The sequence below is a fragment of the Sulfitobacter sp. 1A15258 genome (assembly GCF_043557045.1).
Lineage (GTDB): Bacteria > Pseudomonadota > Alphaproteobacteria > Rhodobacterales > Rhodobacteraceae > Sulfitobacter > Sulfitobacter faviae.
In genome coordinates this window covers 385934-402121 of the sequence record NZ_JBIFFK010000004.1, presented here as the reverse complement: position 1 = coordinate 402121, position 16188 = coordinate 385934, and the positions used below count along the sequence as shown (strand labels likewise).

The window sequence follows — 16188 nt, the reverse complement described above, 5'->3', positions numbered from 1 at the left end:
CCAGAACCAGAACCCTTCGTGCCACCCGAGCCGGAGCCCTTGGTGCCACCAGAGCCGGAGCCCTTCGTACCGCCGGAGCCCGAACCTTTCGTGCCACCAGAACCGGAACCCTTGGTGCCGCCCGAGCCAGAGCCTTTGCCGTCATCGTTCCCGTCGAACTTCCCGGCCAAGTGCTTGTCATACCACTTCGCGAAGGAGGAGCCCTCTACCCCGCCGTTGTGATAGGACTTCGTTCCGCTGGCATCGCAACCGCTGCCCGCTTCACCGCCAGTGGACCAGCTATTGTCCTTGCTGTTCCAACCCTTTGAGAATCTGTAACCCATGACGCCAATCCCTCATATGCATTTGCAGCCGCGGCCGCTTTGCAGCGCCGCATCCCCCACTGGCCTTTAAACCTAGCAGCGGCGCCTATTTCCGCCAAATTCTTTCCATTTTTTGGGTAAATTGGGCCGACAAAGCGTGATAAATCGAAACAGTGAGACACCCTGAGAGGGCATTGTTCTTTCGTATAGGTCAAATGCGCTGATGGGGTGCGAATCACTCCCGTCGGGATAGGTGGAAATTGCCTTTGTTTTGCCCAAAACCCGCCGTACCCTCGTCAGCCAGCCGACCTAGACAGGCGAAAACACCAGCGGAGGCCCCATGGCACGACCCAAGGAACAAAGCGCTCAGGCCCAGATCGCCGCGGCGGCGCGCAAGCATTTCGGGCAAGATGTGGCGCGGGTATCGGCGCCGGGCGGCGAAAACCGGTCGAGCTTTCGGCTGCATCTGACCGACCGCACGGTGATCGCCACCCTGCGCCCGAACTTCCGCCGCACCCATCTCGAAGCCCATGTGCTGACCGAGCTTGGCCGCCACTGCAGCGACCTGCCCGAATGTCTGGGCGTTGTGGGAGAGATCATGTTCCAATCCGACGTCGGCAAACGCCGCCTCAACGTCGAGGTCGCGCGGGTGGAACGCGCCGAACAGCTTACCCTCGCAGCCGAGGCCGTCTCGGCCATCTTCCGCATCCACGGCGCCGCGCGCCAGACCGAGTTAAACGCGATCATGCCGCATCTGGGCAACAACCGCGACTGGGTGCTGAACTTCGTCGATGCGGTGGATTTTCTGAAAGACCTCGGCGGCGGCATCTCGGACCAATTCGACCGCACCGCCGCCTATGAACGCATCAACGCCCCGGCGCGGCAATTCGTCAAATGGGACTGCCGTTCAGGCAATGCCGCGATTGGCGCGGATGACAAGCTGCGCTGGTTCGACTTTGAATATGCCGGTCTGCGACACGGGGCCGAAGACATCGCTTGGCTGATCGGGGATGAGGCATGGCCCATCGCCCCGCCGGATATGGTGGATGTGGTGATCGACGCCTTCGATCCGACCTGCGGCATCGCCCTGCCCGACTACCTCGATTACCTCTCGGTCTACCTAACCTTCCACGCGGTGCAGCGGCTCAAACTGATCAGCAAAGAGGTCAAGAAACGCGGCTGGCTGAGCAAGGACCGCATCCGGCGTTATGACGATGCCGGGGTGCATCCTGAATTCGCGGCACATATCTGTCGGGTCGGGGCCTATTTCTCGGACCAATCCGAACTCACCGCCCCGCTGACCCGCAACTTCCTTGAGGCACAAGCGGGCTTTGACGCAATCGTCGCCCAGTCCGACGTGCCGCGCAGCGCCTAAGCTACCAAATGAGCGGGATCACCGCGCTGACCAGCACCGACATGCTCAGGTTCAGCGGGACCCCGATGCGCATGAAATCGGTGAAGCGATAGCCCCCCGGCCCGTAAACCAGCGTGTTGGTCTGATAGCCAATCGGCGTGGCAAAGGCGCAGGAAGCCGCGATCATCACCGCCACCACCAACGGGCGCGGGTCCATGCCAAGCGCGGTGCTGAGGCTGATGGCGATGGGCGTCATAATCACCGCCACAGCATTGTTGCTGACGATCTCGGTCAGAATGGTGGTCAGCAGGAACACCGCCCAGATGATGAAAAACGGCGGCAACTGCGCCAGCCCCGGCGCGATATTGTCGACGATCAGCGTGATCGCGCCGGAATTCTGCAAGGCCGCGCCAACGGCCAACATGGCAAAGATCAGCGCCAGCAAGCGCCCCTCCACGAAAGAGAAAGCCTCCTCCGCGTCGATACAGCCCGTCACCAGCACCACGGCCACGGCGATCACGGCCAGCAGGAGGATCGGCGCCACGTTGAAGGCCGCCAGCGCCACGATCCCCACGAGGGCGGCAATGGCAATCGGCGCATGACCCCGGCGGAACGCCCGGGCCGAAGGTTGGGTCACGTCGACAAGGTTCATCTCGCTTGCCAGCCGCTGGATGTCTTCGGCAGCCCCTTCCAGTAGCAGCGTATCGCCGACCTTGACGATCAATTGGTCAAGCTGCTGGCCGATGTTCTGGTTCCGCCGATGCACCGCCAGCGGATAGACCCCATAGCGCCGCCGCAGCCGCATCGAGCCCAAGCTGCGCCCCACCATCCGGCAACCGGGGGTGATCAGCACTTCGACGGTCGTGGTCTCCACCGCCGACAGCTGGTCGACCCGGCGCAGTTCCTTGTTGTTTTGCAGACTGAGAAGCTCGGTCATCTGGGTGCGCAGCACGACACGGTCGCCAACCTGAAGCGCGACCCCTTTGAGGTTGCGGCGCAATGAATCGTCGCCCCGCACCACGTCGATCAGCCGCACGCCCTCGCGTTTAAAAAGCTGCACGTCCAGCACTTCACGGCCAATCAGGTTGCTTTCGGGCGGAATCACAGCCTCGGTAAAGAATTTCATCTTGGAGCGGTCAGAGAGCATATTCGCCATGCTGTCGCGCGCGGGCAGCAGCCGGTCAGCAAAGAGCAGCATGTAAAGCAAGCCCCAAGCGCAGACCACAAGGCCCACGGGCAGGATCTCGAAAATGCCGAAAGGGGCCATGCCCTGCGACCGCGCCACACCATCGACCAAGAGGTTGGTAGAGGTGCCGATCAGCGTCAGAGAGCCACCCATGATCGCGGCATAGCTGAGCGGAATCAGCAGCTTGGAGGCTTTGGTGTTCAGCGTGCGGGTCAGTTGCACCACCACCGGAATCATCACCACCACGACGGGCGTGTTATTCATGATCGCACTGGCCGCCATGACCGACAGGATCACCCCCGCCACCGCCGTCTTGGGGTGGGTCTTGGCCGAGCGTTCGGCCAGCCGCGTCAACACATCCAGTGCCCCGGTGCGGACCAAGGCCCCCATGATGATGAACATCGCCGCGATGGTCCAAGGCGCGGGGTTTGAAAGCACCTCAAGCGCGTCGTCATAGGGCAGCACGCCAAGCGCCAGCAGCAAGGCCGCCCCGGCGATGGCGACGACTTCGGTCGGAAAGGCTTCGCGCAGGAAAAGCACGAACATCATGCCGACGACCACGAGGGTCAGCACCGCCGTCTCCATCGGAGAGAAGCTGAAAAATTCCATCAAGAACCTGTCATTCGGGCAAAAGGCCGTTGTCCAGTTACGCCGATTGCCGCCCTCGGTGCAAGCGCGACGCATGGGGCCGCGCCTTGCCGGTCTTAAGGGGCGCTGGCCTGAAGGGCACCGCCCTCACGCACCGGGACGATCCGCGTGGCGCGGCCCGTGCGGTCGTCAGTCTCGATATAGACGCCCGACAGGGTCGCCTCGCCATTGGCGGGAGTGAAACGTTCGCGCGGCATGCCGGTGATGAAACGGCGCAGCGGCTCGGCCTTGTCCATGCCGATCACCGAATGATAATCGCCGCACATGCCAGCATCGCTCAGGTAGCCCGTCCCGCCCGGCAGGATCATCGCATCGGCCGTGGGCACATGGGTATGGGTGCCGACCACAAGGCTCGCACGCCCGTCGCACCAATGGCCCATGGCCATCTTCTCGCTCGTGGCTTCGCAGTGCATATCGACAATGATCGCCTGCGCCATGCCGCCCAAAGGATGGGTTTTCAGCACCGGCTCCAGCGCCGAGAAAGGATCGTCGAAGGGCCGTTTCATAAAGACCTGCCCAAGCGCTTGGGTCACCAGAACCTTCTTGCCGTTCTGCGCTGTGAAGAGTTTAGCCCCTTTGCCCGGCGCGGATTTGGAGAAGTTCAGCGGGCGGATTACCCGCGGCTCCTGCTCGATAAAGCTGAGCATGTCTTTCTGGTCGAAAGCGTGATCGCCAAGGGTCAGACAATCGGCCCCGGCATCCAGCAGCGTCTTGGCATGTGCGCCCGAAAGCCCCATGCCGCCGGTCGCATTCTCGCCGTTGACCACAATGAAATCGAGCTTCCAGTCGCGCCGCAGCCGCGCCAGATTTTCGGTGATCGCCCGCCGTCCGGCCCGGCCCATCACATCGCCAAGAAACAAAATCTTCATGCCCATGGACTAGGACGCGCGCGGCTTGGCGGCAACCCTTATTCCGCTCGGGACGGGGGTTGGCCCGGCGTCACCTCGATCACCCCGGCCTCGGTCACGATTAGATCGAGCGGCGCGTCGGTGTCTTCCAGCGGGATGTCGTCCCACTCTTGCCCCGCGAAAGCAAAGCCGATGGCCAGCGTGGCCCGCCGCGCGCGCAGCCTCGCCAGCGTGCGGTCATAAAAGCCGCCGCCATAGCCCAGCCGCCCGCCCGCGCGGTTGAAGGCCAATAGCGGCACGATCACGATCTCGGGCTCGATAAAATCGGGCTCAGCGGGGATCATCGCGCCAAAGGTGCCCGGCACCATCGGTGTTTCGGGCGTCCAACGGGCAAAAGACAGCGGGTGGTTCGGCTTTTCGATCACTGGCACGCCGACAGGACCATGGGCGCAGGCTTCGGCCATGGCGGGGCGTGGATCAATCTCCGTTCGGATCGGCATGAAACCCGACAGCGGCACGCCGCGGTAGCCTGCCAAGACTTCGGAAAGATAGCCCGCCTGTGCCGCATTCGCCTGTTCGAACAAGGGCTTACGGCGGGCAAAGGCCGCCCTGCGCGCCTCGGCCTTCCGGGCGGCGCAATCGCTCACAACAGCACCATTGCGGCAAGGCCGAGGAAGGCGAAAAAGCCTACCACATCCGTCACCGTCGTCACAAACGCGCCTGAGGCAAGCGCCGGGTCCACCCCGAACCGCTCCAGCAAGATCGGGATGCCGGTGCCCGCAAGCCCCGCCACCACGAGGTTGATCACCATCGCCGTGGCGATGACATAGCCCAGCCCCGGCGAGCCGAACCAGAGCACGCCGACAATGCCCATGATCACCGCGAATATCAGCCCGTTGACCAACCCCACCAAAACCTCACGCCGGATCACCCGCCAAACGTTGGAGCCGGTGAGGTCTTTGGTCGCGATGGCGCGCACCGCCACCGTCAAGCTCTGCGTGCCCGCGTTGCCGCCCATGGAGGCCACGATCGGCATCAACACGGCCAGCGCCACGATCTGCGCAATCGCCGCCTCGAATTGCGAGATCACCACGGAGGCCGCAATCGCCGTCACAAGGTTCACCGCGAGCCACGGCAGCCGCTGCTTCGTCGTTTCCGTCACCCGGTCAGAGAGCGACCCCTCGCCCACGCCCGCCAGACGCAGGATATCTTCTTCGTGTTCTTCGTCGAGCACGGCCATGGCGTCGTCAATGGTGATGACCCCGATGAGCCGCCCCTCATCGTCGACCACGGGGGCCGAAATCAGGTGGTACTGGTTGAAGGCATAGGCCACATCGCCCTCATCGCGCATGGCAGGGATGATCTGAAACGTCTCTTCCAGAATATCCGCCAGCCGCGTCTCGCGGCGCGAGCGCATGAGCTTGCCTAAGGTCACATTGCCCACCGGATGCAGGCGCGGGTCGACCATGACGATGTGATAAAACTGATCCGGCAGGTCTTCTTCCTTGGTGGCGCGCAGATGGTCGATGGCTTGGCCCACCGTCCAATGCTCTGGTGCCATGACAACCTCGCGCTGCATCAGACGACCGGCGGAATATTCGGGCCAGTTCAGCGCCTGTTCCACCGCAACGCGGTCGGTCTCTTCCAGCGCGTCGAGAATGGTTTCCTGCTGCGCGTCTTCCAGATCTTCGATCAGGTCGACCACATCGTCGCTGTCCAGCTCGCGCACCGCTTGGGTCAGAACCTGCGGCGTCAGGATGCTGATGACTTCCTCACGGACCGACTCGTCGAGTTCCGACAGAATCTCCCCGTCGAACTCCTGCCCGTAAAGCCGGATCAAGGCGGCGCGGTCATCCTCGTCGATCTGCTCAAGAAGGTCGGCAATATCCGCCGCGTGCAGCGGCTCCATCAATTGGGTCAGATGCGCCTGATCCTTGGCCTCTACCGCCTCAAGGATCGCGGCCACGGCTTTCCGGTCGAGCACATAGGCCTCGGCACGCTCTTCAGGGGAGGCCGCCGGATCCAGCTCTTCAATCTGCTCTGACATCCGCTGCTCTCCGTGTCTGCGCCTTTGTTGAGAACGATAGTATGCGAGCGCCCAAGCCGGTACAACGGCACCAGCGACGCTTCGGTATTGTTCCCCGTCCCGCCCTCACCTAAACCACTGGCATGACAAATCAACGACTCCTTTTGGGCGCGACGCTCACCTATTCCGGCAACCCGATGCAAAGCGCTTGGGAGGATGCCGTGAAGATCGACACCCAAGGCGGTGTGCTGATCGAAAACGGCCGGATCGCCGCCGTCGGCAAGGGGGACGCGCTGCGCGCCGCGCATCCGCAGGCCGAGGTGACACGCTACGCCGATGCGCTGATTTGCCCGGGTTTTGTCGATGCCCATGTGCACTACCCGCAGACCGCGATCATCGCCTCATGGGGCAAGCGGCTGATCGACTGGCTGAACACCTATACTTTCCCCGAAGAGATGCGCCTGTCGGATCCCGCCTATGCGGGCGAGATTGCCGCGCGCTATCTGGACCTGACGCTGTCCCATGGCACCACCACGGTCGCGTCTTATTGCACCATCCACCCCCATAGCGCCGATGCGCTGTTTCAGGCGGCGGAAGAACGCGGCCAGCGGATCGTCGCGGGCAAGACCTGCATGGACCGCAACGCGCCCGAGGGGCTGCGCGACACGGTGCAATCGGCCTATGACGACAGCAAAGCGCTGATCGAGCGCTGGCATGGCAAGGGCCGCGCGACCTATGCGATCACGCCGCGTTTCTCGCCCACCTCCACGCCCGAGCAGCTCTCCACCCTCGGCGCGCTTTGGGCAGAGCACCCAACCTGCCTGATGCAGACCCATCTCAGCGAGCAGACGGATGAGATCGAATGGGTCCGAGACCTGTTCCCAGAGGCGCGCGATTACCTTGATACCTATGAGGCCCACGGCCTGCTGGGCGAACGCGGCCTCTACGGCCATGCGATCCATCTGGAACCGCGCGAGATTGACCTGCTGGCGGAGGTCGGCGGTGGGCTGGTGCATTGCCCGACCTCAAACACCTTCATCGGCTCGGGGCTATTCGACATGACCGGCCTTGCCGCGCGGGGCATCCCGCTGGCGCTGGCGACGGATACCGGCGGCGGCTCGTCATTTTCGATGCTGCGCACCATGGCGGCGGCCTATGAGGTCGGCCAGTTGCGCAGCACGCCGCTGCATGCGGCACAGCTCATTTGGCTGGCCACCGCAGGCTCGGCCCGCAGCCTGCATTTGCAAGATCATGTGGGTTCACTGACCGAAGGGATGGAGGCCGACATCACCGTGCTGTCGCTCGACTCCACCCCCGCCATCGCGCAGCGCCATGCCGCGGCCAAGGACATTTGGGAAAGCCTTTTCGCCACGATCATGATGGGCGATGACCGCGCGATTGCGGATGTTTGGGTGGCGGGCGCGCGGCAGGGCGGCACGGCGTAACGCGCCTTGCGCCTATGGCTGGGATCAGCAGGGCGCGCCCAGCACCATGACCCAAACCGCATCATCGGCGCGAACCAGCCCCATCTCTTCGGCCCGGGCGTCGACCATATTGCGGTAATGCCCCGGCGAGTTGGTCCAGCCGGTCATGACCTCATCGAGCGATTGCTGCCCCTTGGCGATATTCTCGGCCACGAAACACCATTGATAGCCTGCCACCGCCGCGCGGCGGCCGACATCGGTGCCATCACGGCCTTGGTGGCTGAAATAGTCATGCGTGGCCATGTCGCGGGCGTGGTCCTTTGCCGCCTGTTCCAAACGGCTGTCATAGCTCAGGGGCTGCAACCCTTTCACATCGCGCAGGGCGTTCACCCTGTCCAACCCCATCGGATCGGCCAAGGCGGGCATCCCCGCCAGCATCAGTATCGAGAGTAAAACCGGCTTCATCCAGCCAAGCCTTTCGCCAAATGATTCTGCCGCGCCACCTGAGCGGCCAAGTCGATGGTGGTAATCTGACCATCGCGCACCACCTGTCGGCCTTCAACGAAAAGGTCGCGCACCGCCGTGGGACCGGCAAGAAGCAGCGCAGCCGGGTCCCAACTGCCCGCGCTTTGCACGCCCGAAACATCCCAAATCGCCACATCGGCCCGTTTGCCGGGCATCAGCCGCCCGCAGTCAGGCCGCCCCAGCACATCCGCACCGCCCCGCGTGGCCAGTTCGAGCGCCGCGCGCGGGCTCATCGCGTCGGCCCCGCGGGCCACCCGCTGCAACAGCATCGCCTGCCGCGCCTCGGCGGCCAGATTGCCGCTGTCGTTGCTGGCGGAGCCATCGACGCCCAGCCCCAGCGGCACGCCCGCGTCCAGCATCGCCCGCACCGGCGCGATGCCCGAACCGAGGCGGCAGTTCGAACAGGGGCAATGCGCCACCCCAGTGCGGGTGCGGGCGAAAAGGTCGATCTCGGCCCCGTCCAACTGCACGCAATGGGCGTGCCAAACGTCGTCGCCGAGCCAGCCGAGGCTTTCGGCATATTCCCCCGGGCGGCAGCCGAATTTCTCCTGCGAATAGGCGACATCCTCGGCATTCTCGGCCAGATGGGTGTGCAGCATCACGCCCTTGTCGCGCGCCAGCAGCGCCGTGTCGCGCATCAATTCGCGGCTGACCGAAAAGGGCGAACAGGGTGCCAATCCGACGCGGCACATCGCCCCTTCGGCGGGGTCGTGAAAGGCGTCGACCACGCGGATGCAGTCTTCCAAAATGGCCGCCTCACGTTCCACCAGCGCATCGGGCGGCAGGCCGCCATCGCTTTCGCCGATGCTCATCGAGCCGCGGGTGGGGTGAAAGCGCAGCCCAAGTTCGGCGGCGGCGTGGATCGTATCCTCCAGCCGCACGCCGTTGGGGTAGAGATAAAGGTGGTCCGAACTCAGGCTACAGCCCGAGAGTGCCAATTCCGCCAGCCCGATCTGGGCCGAGACGAACATATGCTCTGGCCCCATGCGCGCCCAGATCGGGTAGAGCCGTTGCAGCCAGCCAAAGAGCAGCGCATCCTGCGCCCCCGGCACGGCGCGGGTCATGCTTTGGTAGAGATGGTGGTGGGTGTTCACGAGACCCGGTGTCACGACACAGCCCTTCGCCTCGACAATCTCACCCTCTGTCCGAAGGCCCTGCCCGATCTCGGCAATCACGCCGTCGCGCAGCAACAGGTCCGCGCTCGCAAGCTCCCGCCGGGTGTCGTCCATCGTGATAAGGTAATCCGCGCCGCGGATGAGGGTCTCTGCCATAGGTCACACTTTCGCTATGCCCGTCTCATGCAAAGCGTGTGTGATCGGTGGAAAACGGGCGAGAGAACCGACCTTCTGCGGGATTTATCGCATCCCGCCGGGGCCGGTCAATCCGAGCTTTCCCGACAATTGAATCAATAGGCGGAAAGGATCGCAAGCGCTTGGGCGTGGATGTCGCGGTTGGCCGCGGCCAGCGCCCTGCCCCCTTCATGCACCGAGTTGCCCTGCCAATCGGTGACGATGCCCCCGGCGGCTTGGATCACCGCGATCGGCGCTTGAATGTCATAGGCGTTCAGCCCCGCTTCGATCACCAGATCGACCTGCCCCGCCGCGACCAGCGCATAGGCGTAGCAATCCATGCCATAGCGGGTCAGCAACGCCTGCGAGGCGACGGCGCGAAAGGCGCTGGCCTCCTCACTGCTGCCGACCTCGGGGAATGTGGTGAAAACGATGGACTGCCGCAAATCCCGCGCCGCGCGGGTCTGCAAGGGGTGGCTGCCGTGGGGCCCGCTCAACAGCGCGCCATCCGGCGCGCCCTCGAACCGCTCCCTGATATAGGGCTGGTCAATGATGCCATAGAACGGCCCCGAGGCGTCGGAGATCGCGATCAGCACGCCCCAAGTCGGCGTGCCGCTGAGAAAGCCGCGCGTCCCGTCGATGGGGTCGAGCACCCAAGTCAGCCCCGATGTGCCGGGCTGCGCGCCATATTCCTCACCCAGAATACCATCCGCGGGCCGCTCGGCGGCCAGAATATCGCGCATCGCCCGTTCGGCGGCGCGGTCGGCCTCGGTCACCGGATCGAAACCCGTGCCGAGCTTGTTGTCGGCCTGCAAATCGAGCCTGCGGAAATAGGGCAGGATCACCTGCCGCGCCGCATCCGCCATCAGATGGGCAACGCGGCGGATATCGGGATCGAAGTCACTGGTGTTCATCATGGCGAAGACCTGACAGTTTGCGCCCCTTTGCGCAAGCCTGTCAGTGCGTTAGAGCCGCGTCCAGACGCGGGCGGGCAGGCTCAGGCCACGTCACTCAGCACGCGGGCCAATTCGAACAACCGGCGGCGCTGGTTCTCGGGGATGGCGTAGTAAGAGCGCACCAGTTCCATCGCCTCCTTGTCGGCCATCAAATCGGCAGGCAGCCCGTCCATCGGCGCGCCTTCGGCGACTTCCTCATCCTTCAACCCTTCAAAGAAGAAGGACACAGGCACCCCAAGCGCATCGGCGATATCCCACAGCCGGGAGGCGCTGACGCGGTTCGCGCCGGTTTCGTATTTCTGTATCTGCTGGAATTTGATCCCAACCAGTTCCGCCAGTTTCTGCTGGGTCATCCCCGTCAGCCAGCGGCGCTGCCGGATACGTTTGCCTACATGTACATCTACCACATGCACCATATTCTCTAATCCTTATAGGGCACATGCGACCGTGCCAATCTCAGTTCCAAACAAGGACGAAGTGTGCCGTCGCCTCGCACGATACCGCAGGGGTTGCGCGAACGCTCTGCCTCCTATCATAGCGGTTGCGTTGAATTCGGCCAAGAATTTTCACGGGATGGTAAAAATCTGCCCTGTATCGACTGCAACCTCAGGCGGTGCACTGCCCCTCTCTCTCTGCGACCGGCGGGTGTGAAATCCCCAAGTTTCCTTGGGCCTGTCGGTTTCCCGCTCGGCAACCACTGGATGAACGCGAAGAATATCAATCGGTTCCCGTCGGAATGCGTCAAATGCCATCTTTCCGTGTTTGGGGCGGTGGGAATGGCTGCCGCCCGCGCGCGCGCCGCTTGAAATGCATCGGTGCTTTTCCGCCGATCGACCGGTCGCGGCAGTCCCGTCCAAGGCGCGCGCAGGGCAAGCCGACGCCCCGCGCATGCCCCGAACATCCCCACCCGAAAAACCCGCGATTATTGCGGTGTTATCAGCCCGCAAGACACTTGAAATTCGCCCCCTCAGGCCCGATATTCAGACCCAAGAACGTGTCGGCCGGGTTTCGACACGCAACTTTGCCAATGGGAGTCACTAAATGGCTGACGTCAATTCAATTCGCTCTGCTGCCGGGTCGCGCGTCTCCGCGATCGACGAGGGTCTGCGCGCTCATATGAACAAGGTGTATGGCACCATGTCGATCGGCATGCTTATCACCTTCGCAGCGGCTTGGGCCATTTCGGGCCTGTCGGTCACCACCGACCCCTCCGCCGCCGTGGCGCAGCTCAGCCAGGATAAATACCTGACGCAATTGGGTTATGCGCTCTATGCCTCGCCGCTGAAATGGGTCGTGATGTTCGCACCCCTGGCCTTTGTTTTTGGCTTTGGCGCCATGATCAACCGCATGTCCGCCGCCACGGCGCAGGTCGTGTTCTACGCCTTTGCCGCCGTCATGGGCATCTCGATCAGCTCGATCTTTCTGGTCTTCACCGGCTATTCCATCGCGCAGGTCTTCCTGATCACCTCCATCGCCTTCGCGGGTCTGTCGCTCTGGGGCTACACCACCAAGAAGGACATCTCCGGTTGGGGCAGCTTCCTGATCATGGGTGTGATTGGTCTGGTCGTCGCGTCGATCGTCAACATCTTCCTCGCCTCCTCGGCGCTGATGTTCGCGATCTCGGCGATCGGTGTTCTGATCTTCGCGGGTCTGACCGCCTATGACACCCAGAAGATCAAAACCGAGTATCTGGCCCACGCCCATCACGGCGACACCGAGTGGCTGGGCAAAGCCGCGATCATGGGCGCGCTGAGCCTCTATCTGGACTTCATCAACATGTTCATGATGTTGCTGTCGCTCTTCGGCAACCGCGAGTAAGCGCGCTGCCATCCGATGCGAAAGGCCGGCTCCGAAAGGGGCCGGCCTTTTTCTTTGGCACCGCTTATCCAATCGCGCCGAACAGATGCCCAACCCCGGCCGTGACGGCCATCGCCAGACCTCCCCAAACCACGACGCGCCCGATGGCGGGCCGCTTTGGCGCACCGCCCAGTTGCGCGCCGCCCGCGCCGAGCAGTATCAGCGCTAGCAACGCCACCAAGGCAATGGTCACGCCGCGCAGCCCCGCAGGCGCCAGAACCGCCGCAAACAGCGGCAGACCACCGCCCAAGGCAAAGGCCAGCGCCGAAGCGCCCGCCGCCTGTAGCGGATCGGCCTGACCGGCGAGGCCGAACATACCCAACTCTTCGCGCGCATGGGCGCCGAGGGCGTCATGGTCTGTCATCTGGGTGGCGACCTCTAGGGCGAGGTCGCTTTGCACGCCCCGATTCTCCAGCCCTTCGGCCAGTTCGCTGAGTTCATAGTCCGGGTCTTCGATCAGGGCGACGCGCTCGCGCTCCAGATCGGCCTTCTCCACATCCGCCTGCGCCGAGACCGAGACATATTCCCCCGCCGCCATCGACAGCGCCCCGGCGGTGAGCCCCGCAAGCCCCGTCAGCAGGACATTGCCCTGCGTCATGCCCGCCGCGCTCACCCCGACCAGCAGGCTGGCCGAGGAGACGATACCATCGTTGGCCCCCAGAACGGCGGCGCGCAGCCAGTTGCTGCGGTTGATGAAGTGGCCTTCTTTGGGCATCTGACCCGCCTTGCGTCTACTGCGGCTGATACACCAACAGATGCGCCGGGAAGATGACCGGCCTGTCGCCGCCCACCCCGGTAAAGCCGACACTGCCGGTGGGTTCCGCCCGGCTCAACGGTGCGCAGGCCCCCAGTGTCAGCAGCAAGATCACGGCAGTCGATTTGGCAAACATGGCATTCCCCCGGCAGTTCCTTAAGGTATCCCCCGTTCCGCCCCGCCGCGCAAGGCGTCGGGGCGGAGGAGGATCAGACGGTGATCGGCTGCATCACCTGCGGCTCCACCACATCGACGCCCGGAAGCCCGTCGATGAGCGTCTGCGCCGATTGTTCCAACGCGTCGAAGGTGCGGTAGTGGCAGGGGATGACCGTCTTGAAATCGAAATAGCGTTTGGCGGCATAGGCGGCCTGCGCCATGTCCATCGTGAAATGCCCGCCCGCCGAGAGAATGCCGATATCGGGTTTGTGATAGTCGCCCATCCAATCCATATCCGCCATGATCGCCGTATCGCCGGAGTGATAGATCGTATGCCCCTCGCCCGAGATCATGAAGCCAGTTTCCATCCCGGTGTAGATCGGGCCGTTTTCGCCCTCTACCGATGAGGAATGCGAGGCCGGGACCATCGTGATCGCCACCTCGCCCGCGCGGATCGTCCCGCCTTTGTTGAAGCCCGTGGTCTGCTGCACGCCTTTGCTTTCCAGCCAGCCCATCAGCTCGACCATCCCCGCGACCGGGGCGTTGGTGCGGCTGGCGATGTCGGCGATGTCTGCCGTGTGGTCGAAATGGCCATGGGTCACGAGGATCTGCGTGGCGCCTTTGATTGCATCGGCATGGTGCGCGTCGTCCAGCATGGGGTTGTCTTTGAGCCAAGGGTCGATCAGCAATACTTGGTCTTCGATCTCGATGCGGAATGAGCCGTGGCCGAGCCAGATGATGTTCATGGGGGGTCCTCCTGATTGCGGTGGGTCTAACATCAGATTTGACCCTATGCTGCGCGGAATCAAGTAACACCCGAACATGCCACCCCAGCCTGGAATCAAGGGCGCATGCCCACCGGGCAGCGCCAGAGCGGCCCGACGGGCTGGCGCTTGCGCAACCCGGACGCCATCCCGACATCACCGAATACCGCCGCGGCCATAAATTGCCCAACTGCCTCCGAGCAAGCACCATCCCCCGGTCTGGCGCCGCCCGGCTCCGTTACGGGCCTCTCAAACCCTTGCGAGGCCCGCCCCCAAACGGTAGAGGAGCCTCAAAGAGATGGAGATGTTCATGTCGATCGACGAAAACACCGCCGCACGCGTGGCGAAACTGGCCCGGATCAAGGTTGAACCCGACGCGCTTCCGGCGCTGGCGGAAGAGTTCAACACCATCCTCGGCTTTATCGAACAACTGTCCGAGGTGGATGTCGACGGCGTCGAGCCGATGACCTCCGTGACCCCGCAGCGCCTGAAGCGGCGCGAGGACGTGGTCACCGATGGCGACCAGCAGGACCGCGTGCTGGCCAATGCCCCCGATGCCCGTGAAGGGTTCTTTGCCGTGCCGAAGGTGGTGGAATAATGACCGATCTGAACAAACTGAGCCTTGCCGAAGCCCGCGACGCGCTGCGCAAGGGCGAGACCACCTCGAAAGACCTGACCGAGGCCTGCCTCAAAGCCATCGACGGCGCAGGCGCGCTGAACGCCTTTGTCCACCGCACGCCCGAGATCGCGATGGAACAGGCCGCCGAGGCCGACGCCCGCATCAAACAGGGCGACGCCCCCGCGATGTGCGGCCTGCCCATCGGCATCAAGGACCTTTTCTGCACCAAGGGCGTACCGAGCCAAGCGGGCAGCCGCATCCTCGAAGGTTTTTTGCCCGAGTATGAAAGCACCGTGAGCCAAAAGCTGCGCGACAGCGGCGCGGTGATGCTGGGCAAGCTCAACATGGACGAGTTCGCCATGGGCTCGTCGAACGAAACTTCGGTCTACGGCAACGCGGTGAACCCGTGGCGGCGCGAAGGCGACACGGCGGAACTGACGCCGGGCGGTTCCTCGGGCGGCTCTGCCGCCGCCGTGGCAGCCGACCTCTGCCTTGCGGCCACCGGCACCGACACCGGCGGCTCGATCCGCCAGCCCGCCGCCTTCACCGGCACCGTGGGGATCAAGCCGACCTATGGCCGCTGCTCCCGCTGGGGCATCGTCGCCTTCGCCTCATCGCTCGACCAAGCTGGGCCGATGACCAAGACGGTACGCGACGCGGCCATCATGTTGGAGGCCATGTGCGGCCATGACGCCAAGGACAGCACCAGCGCCGATCTGGCCGTGCCGGACTTTGAAGCGGCGCTGACCGGCGACATCCGCGGCAAGAAGATCGGCATCCCGCGCGAATACCGCATGGACGGTATGCCCGAGGAGATTGAAAAGCTGTGGGCCGACGGCATCGCCATGATGAAAGACGCGGGCGCCGAGATCGTCGACATCTCGCTGCCGCACACGAAATACGCCCTGCCCGCCTATTACGTCATCGCGCCTGCCGAGGCGTCCTCGAACCTCGCGCGCTATGACGGCGTGCGCTTTGGCCACCGGGCCAAGCTCGACCACGGCGACGGCATCACCGAGATGTACGAGAAGACCCGCGCCGAAGGCTTTGGCCACGAGGTCCAGCGCCGCGTGATGGTCGGCACCTATGTGCTCTCGGCCGGTTTCTACGACGCCTATTACAACCGCGCCCGCAAGGTTCGCACGCTGATCAAGAAGGATTTCGAGGACGTCTTCGCCCAAGGCATCGACAGCATCCTGACCCCCGCCACCCCCTCGGCGGCCTTCGGTCTGGGCGAGATGAAGGACGCCGATCCGGTTGCGATGTATCTTAACGACGTCTTTACCGTGACCGTGAACCTCGCCGGTCTGCCCGGCGTGGCGCTGCCCACGGGGCAAAGCAGCACGGGTCTGCCGCTGGGTCTGCAACTGATCGGGCGCCCGTGGGAAGAGGCAGACCTGCTGTCCTCCGCCTATGCGCTGGAGAAGGCCGCTGGTTTTGTGGCCAAGCCCGAAAAATGGTGGTAAGCCGCAGAGCGGTG

The 16188-nt window shown here is 63.7% G+C and carries 17 protein-coding genes; 5 read left to right on the top strand and 12 right to left on the bottom strand.

The features are described 5' to 3' along the window. Nucleotides 1–323: hypothetical protein (locus ACGYK9_RS11575; protein ID WP_394422516.1), on the bottom strand; the 323-nt coding region annotated here is incomplete at its 3' end. A 319-nt stretch (nucleotides 324–642) separates the two neighbouring features. Here ACGYK9_RS11575 and ACGYK9_RS11570 point away from each other — a divergent pair. Further along, nucleotides 643–1677, top strand: coding sequence for a hypothetical protein (locus ACGYK9_RS11570; RefSeq protein ID WP_394410025.1), 1035 nt, complete (start codon nucleotides 643–645; stop codon nucleotides 1675–1677). Between the two features lies 1 nt (nucleotide 1678). On the opposite strand, the gene ACGYK9_RS11565 is transcribed toward ACGYK9_RS11570, so the two are convergent. The 4 genes from ACGYK9_RS11565 to mgtE all read right to left on the bottom strand — a co-directional run bounded on the left by ACGYK9_RS11565 (nucleotide 1679) and on the right by mgtE (nucleotide 6385). Beyond that, nucleotides 1679–3451, bottom strand: coding sequence for an SLC13 family permease (locus ACGYK9_RS11565; RefSeq protein WP_394410028.1), 1773 nt, complete (start codon nucleotides 3449–3451; stop codon nucleotides 1679–1681). A 95-nt stretch (nucleotides 3452–3546) separates the two neighbouring features. After that, on the bottom strand, nucleotides 3547–4359 hold the full coding sequence (locus ACGYK9_RS11560) for a TIGR00282 family metallophosphoesterase (RefSeq protein ID WP_067267593.1): 813 nt from the start codon (nucleotides 4357–4359) through the stop codon (nucleotides 3547–3549). A 38-nt stretch (nucleotides 4360–4397) separates the two neighbouring features. Next, nucleotides 4398–4985, bottom strand: a complete 588-nt coding sequence (locus ACGYK9_RS11555) for a 5-formyltetrahydrofolate cyclo-ligase (protein WP_394410031.1) — start codon at nucleotides 4983–4985, stop codon at nucleotides 4398–4400. Then, entirely contained in the window at nucleotides 4982–6385 is a 1404-nt protein-coding gene (gene mgtE / locus ACGYK9_RS11550) for a magnesium transporter (protein ID WP_394410034.1), read from the bottom strand. The genes ACGYK9_RS11555 and mgtE overlap by 4 nt, the downstream gene beginning before the upstream one ends. A 122-nt stretch (nucleotides 6386–6507) precedes the next feature. Between mgtE and guaD the strand changes: the two genes are divergently transcribed. Then, nucleotides 6508–7809: a guanine deaminase gene (guaD, locus tag ACGYK9_RS11545; protein WP_394410037.1), complete on the top strand. Its 1302-nt coding sequence runs from the start codon at nucleotides 6508–6510 to the stop codon at nucleotides 7807–7809. A 24-nt stretch (nucleotides 7810–7833) separates the two neighbouring features. On the opposite strand, the gene ACGYK9_RS11540 is transcribed toward guaD, so the two are convergent. From ACGYK9_RS11540 to ACGYK9_RS11525, 4 genes are all read right to left on the bottom strand, one after another. Further along, a complete protein-coding gene (locus ACGYK9_RS11540; protein ID WP_394410040.1) occupies nucleotides 7834–8253 on the bottom strand; it encodes a CAP domain-containing protein in 420 nt (139 codons plus the stop codon). Next, nucleotides 8250–9584: an 8-oxoguanine deaminase gene (locus ACGYK9_RS11535; RefSeq protein WP_394410043.1), complete on the bottom strand. Its 1335-nt coding sequence runs from the start codon at nucleotides 9582–9584 to the stop codon at nucleotides 8250–8252. The genes ACGYK9_RS11540 and ACGYK9_RS11535 overlap by 4 nt, the downstream gene beginning before the upstream one ends. Before the next feature lie 134 nt (nucleotides 9585–9718). Beyond that, the gene (gene hisN / locus ACGYK9_RS11530) at nucleotides 9719–10519 is read right to left on the bottom strand and encodes a histidinol-phosphatase (RefSeq protein ID WP_394410046.1); all 801 of its coding nucleotides are present in this window, start codon (nucleotides 10517–10519) and stop codon (nucleotides 9719–9721) included. Nucleotides 10520–10599: 80 nt separating this feature from the next. Beyond that, nucleotides 10600–10974 carry a helix-turn-helix domain-containing protein gene (locus ACGYK9_RS11525; protein WP_168612238.1) on the bottom strand — a complete coding sequence of 125 codons (375 nt, stop codon included), beginning with the start codon at nucleotides 10972–10974 and terminating at the stop codon, nucleotides 10600–10602. A gap of 625 nt (nucleotides 10975–11599) precedes the next feature. Between ACGYK9_RS11525 and ACGYK9_RS11520 the strand changes: the two genes are divergently transcribed. Continuing rightward, nucleotides 11600–12376, top strand: a complete 777-nt coding sequence (locus ACGYK9_RS11520) for a Bax inhibitor-1/YccA family protein (RefSeq protein WP_067267576.1) — start codon at nucleotides 11600–11602, stop codon at nucleotides 12374–12376. Between the two features lie 64 nt (nucleotides 12377–12440). Here ACGYK9_RS11520 and ACGYK9_RS11515 read toward each other — a convergent pair whose 3' ends face one another. From ACGYK9_RS11515 to ACGYK9_RS11505, 3 genes are all read right to left on the bottom strand, one after another. After that, nucleotides 12441–13130 (bottom strand): VIT family protein, encoded by a 690-nt coding sequence (locus tag ACGYK9_RS11515; RefSeq protein WP_067267575.1) that lies wholly within the window; start codon nucleotides 13128–13130, stop codon nucleotides 12441–12443. Between the two features lie 16 nt (nucleotides 13131–13146). Further along, the gene (locus ACGYK9_RS11510) at nucleotides 13147–13305 is read right to left on the bottom strand and encodes a hypothetical protein (protein ID WP_156505794.1); all 159 of its coding nucleotides are present in this window, start codon (nucleotides 13303–13305) and stop codon (nucleotides 13147–13149) included. 73 nt (nucleotides 13306–13378) lie between these two features. Continuing rightward, entirely contained in the window at nucleotides 13379–14071 is a 693-nt protein-coding gene (locus ACGYK9_RS11505; RefSeq protein ID WP_394410049.1) for a metal-dependent hydrolase, read from the bottom strand. A gap of 328 nt (nucleotides 14072–14399) precedes the next feature. On the opposite strand from ACGYK9_RS11505, the gene gatC reads away from it, so the two are divergent. After that, a complete protein-coding gene (gene gatC, locus ACGYK9_RS11500; RefSeq protein WP_209219074.1) occupies nucleotides 14400–14687 on the top strand; it encodes an Asp-tRNA(Asn)/Glu-tRNA(Gln) amidotransferase subunit GatC in 288 nt (95 codons plus the stop codon). Then, the gene (gene gatA / locus ACGYK9_RS11495) at nucleotides 14687–16174 is read left to right on the top strand and encodes an Asp-tRNA(Asn)/Glu-tRNA(Gln) amidotransferase subunit GatA (protein ID WP_394410052.1); all 1488 of its coding nucleotides are present in this window, start codon (nucleotides 14687–14689) and stop codon (nucleotides 16172–16174) included. Before gatC ends, gatA begins: the two co-directional genes overlap by 1 nt. Nucleotides 16175–16188: the final 14 nt, after the last annotated feature.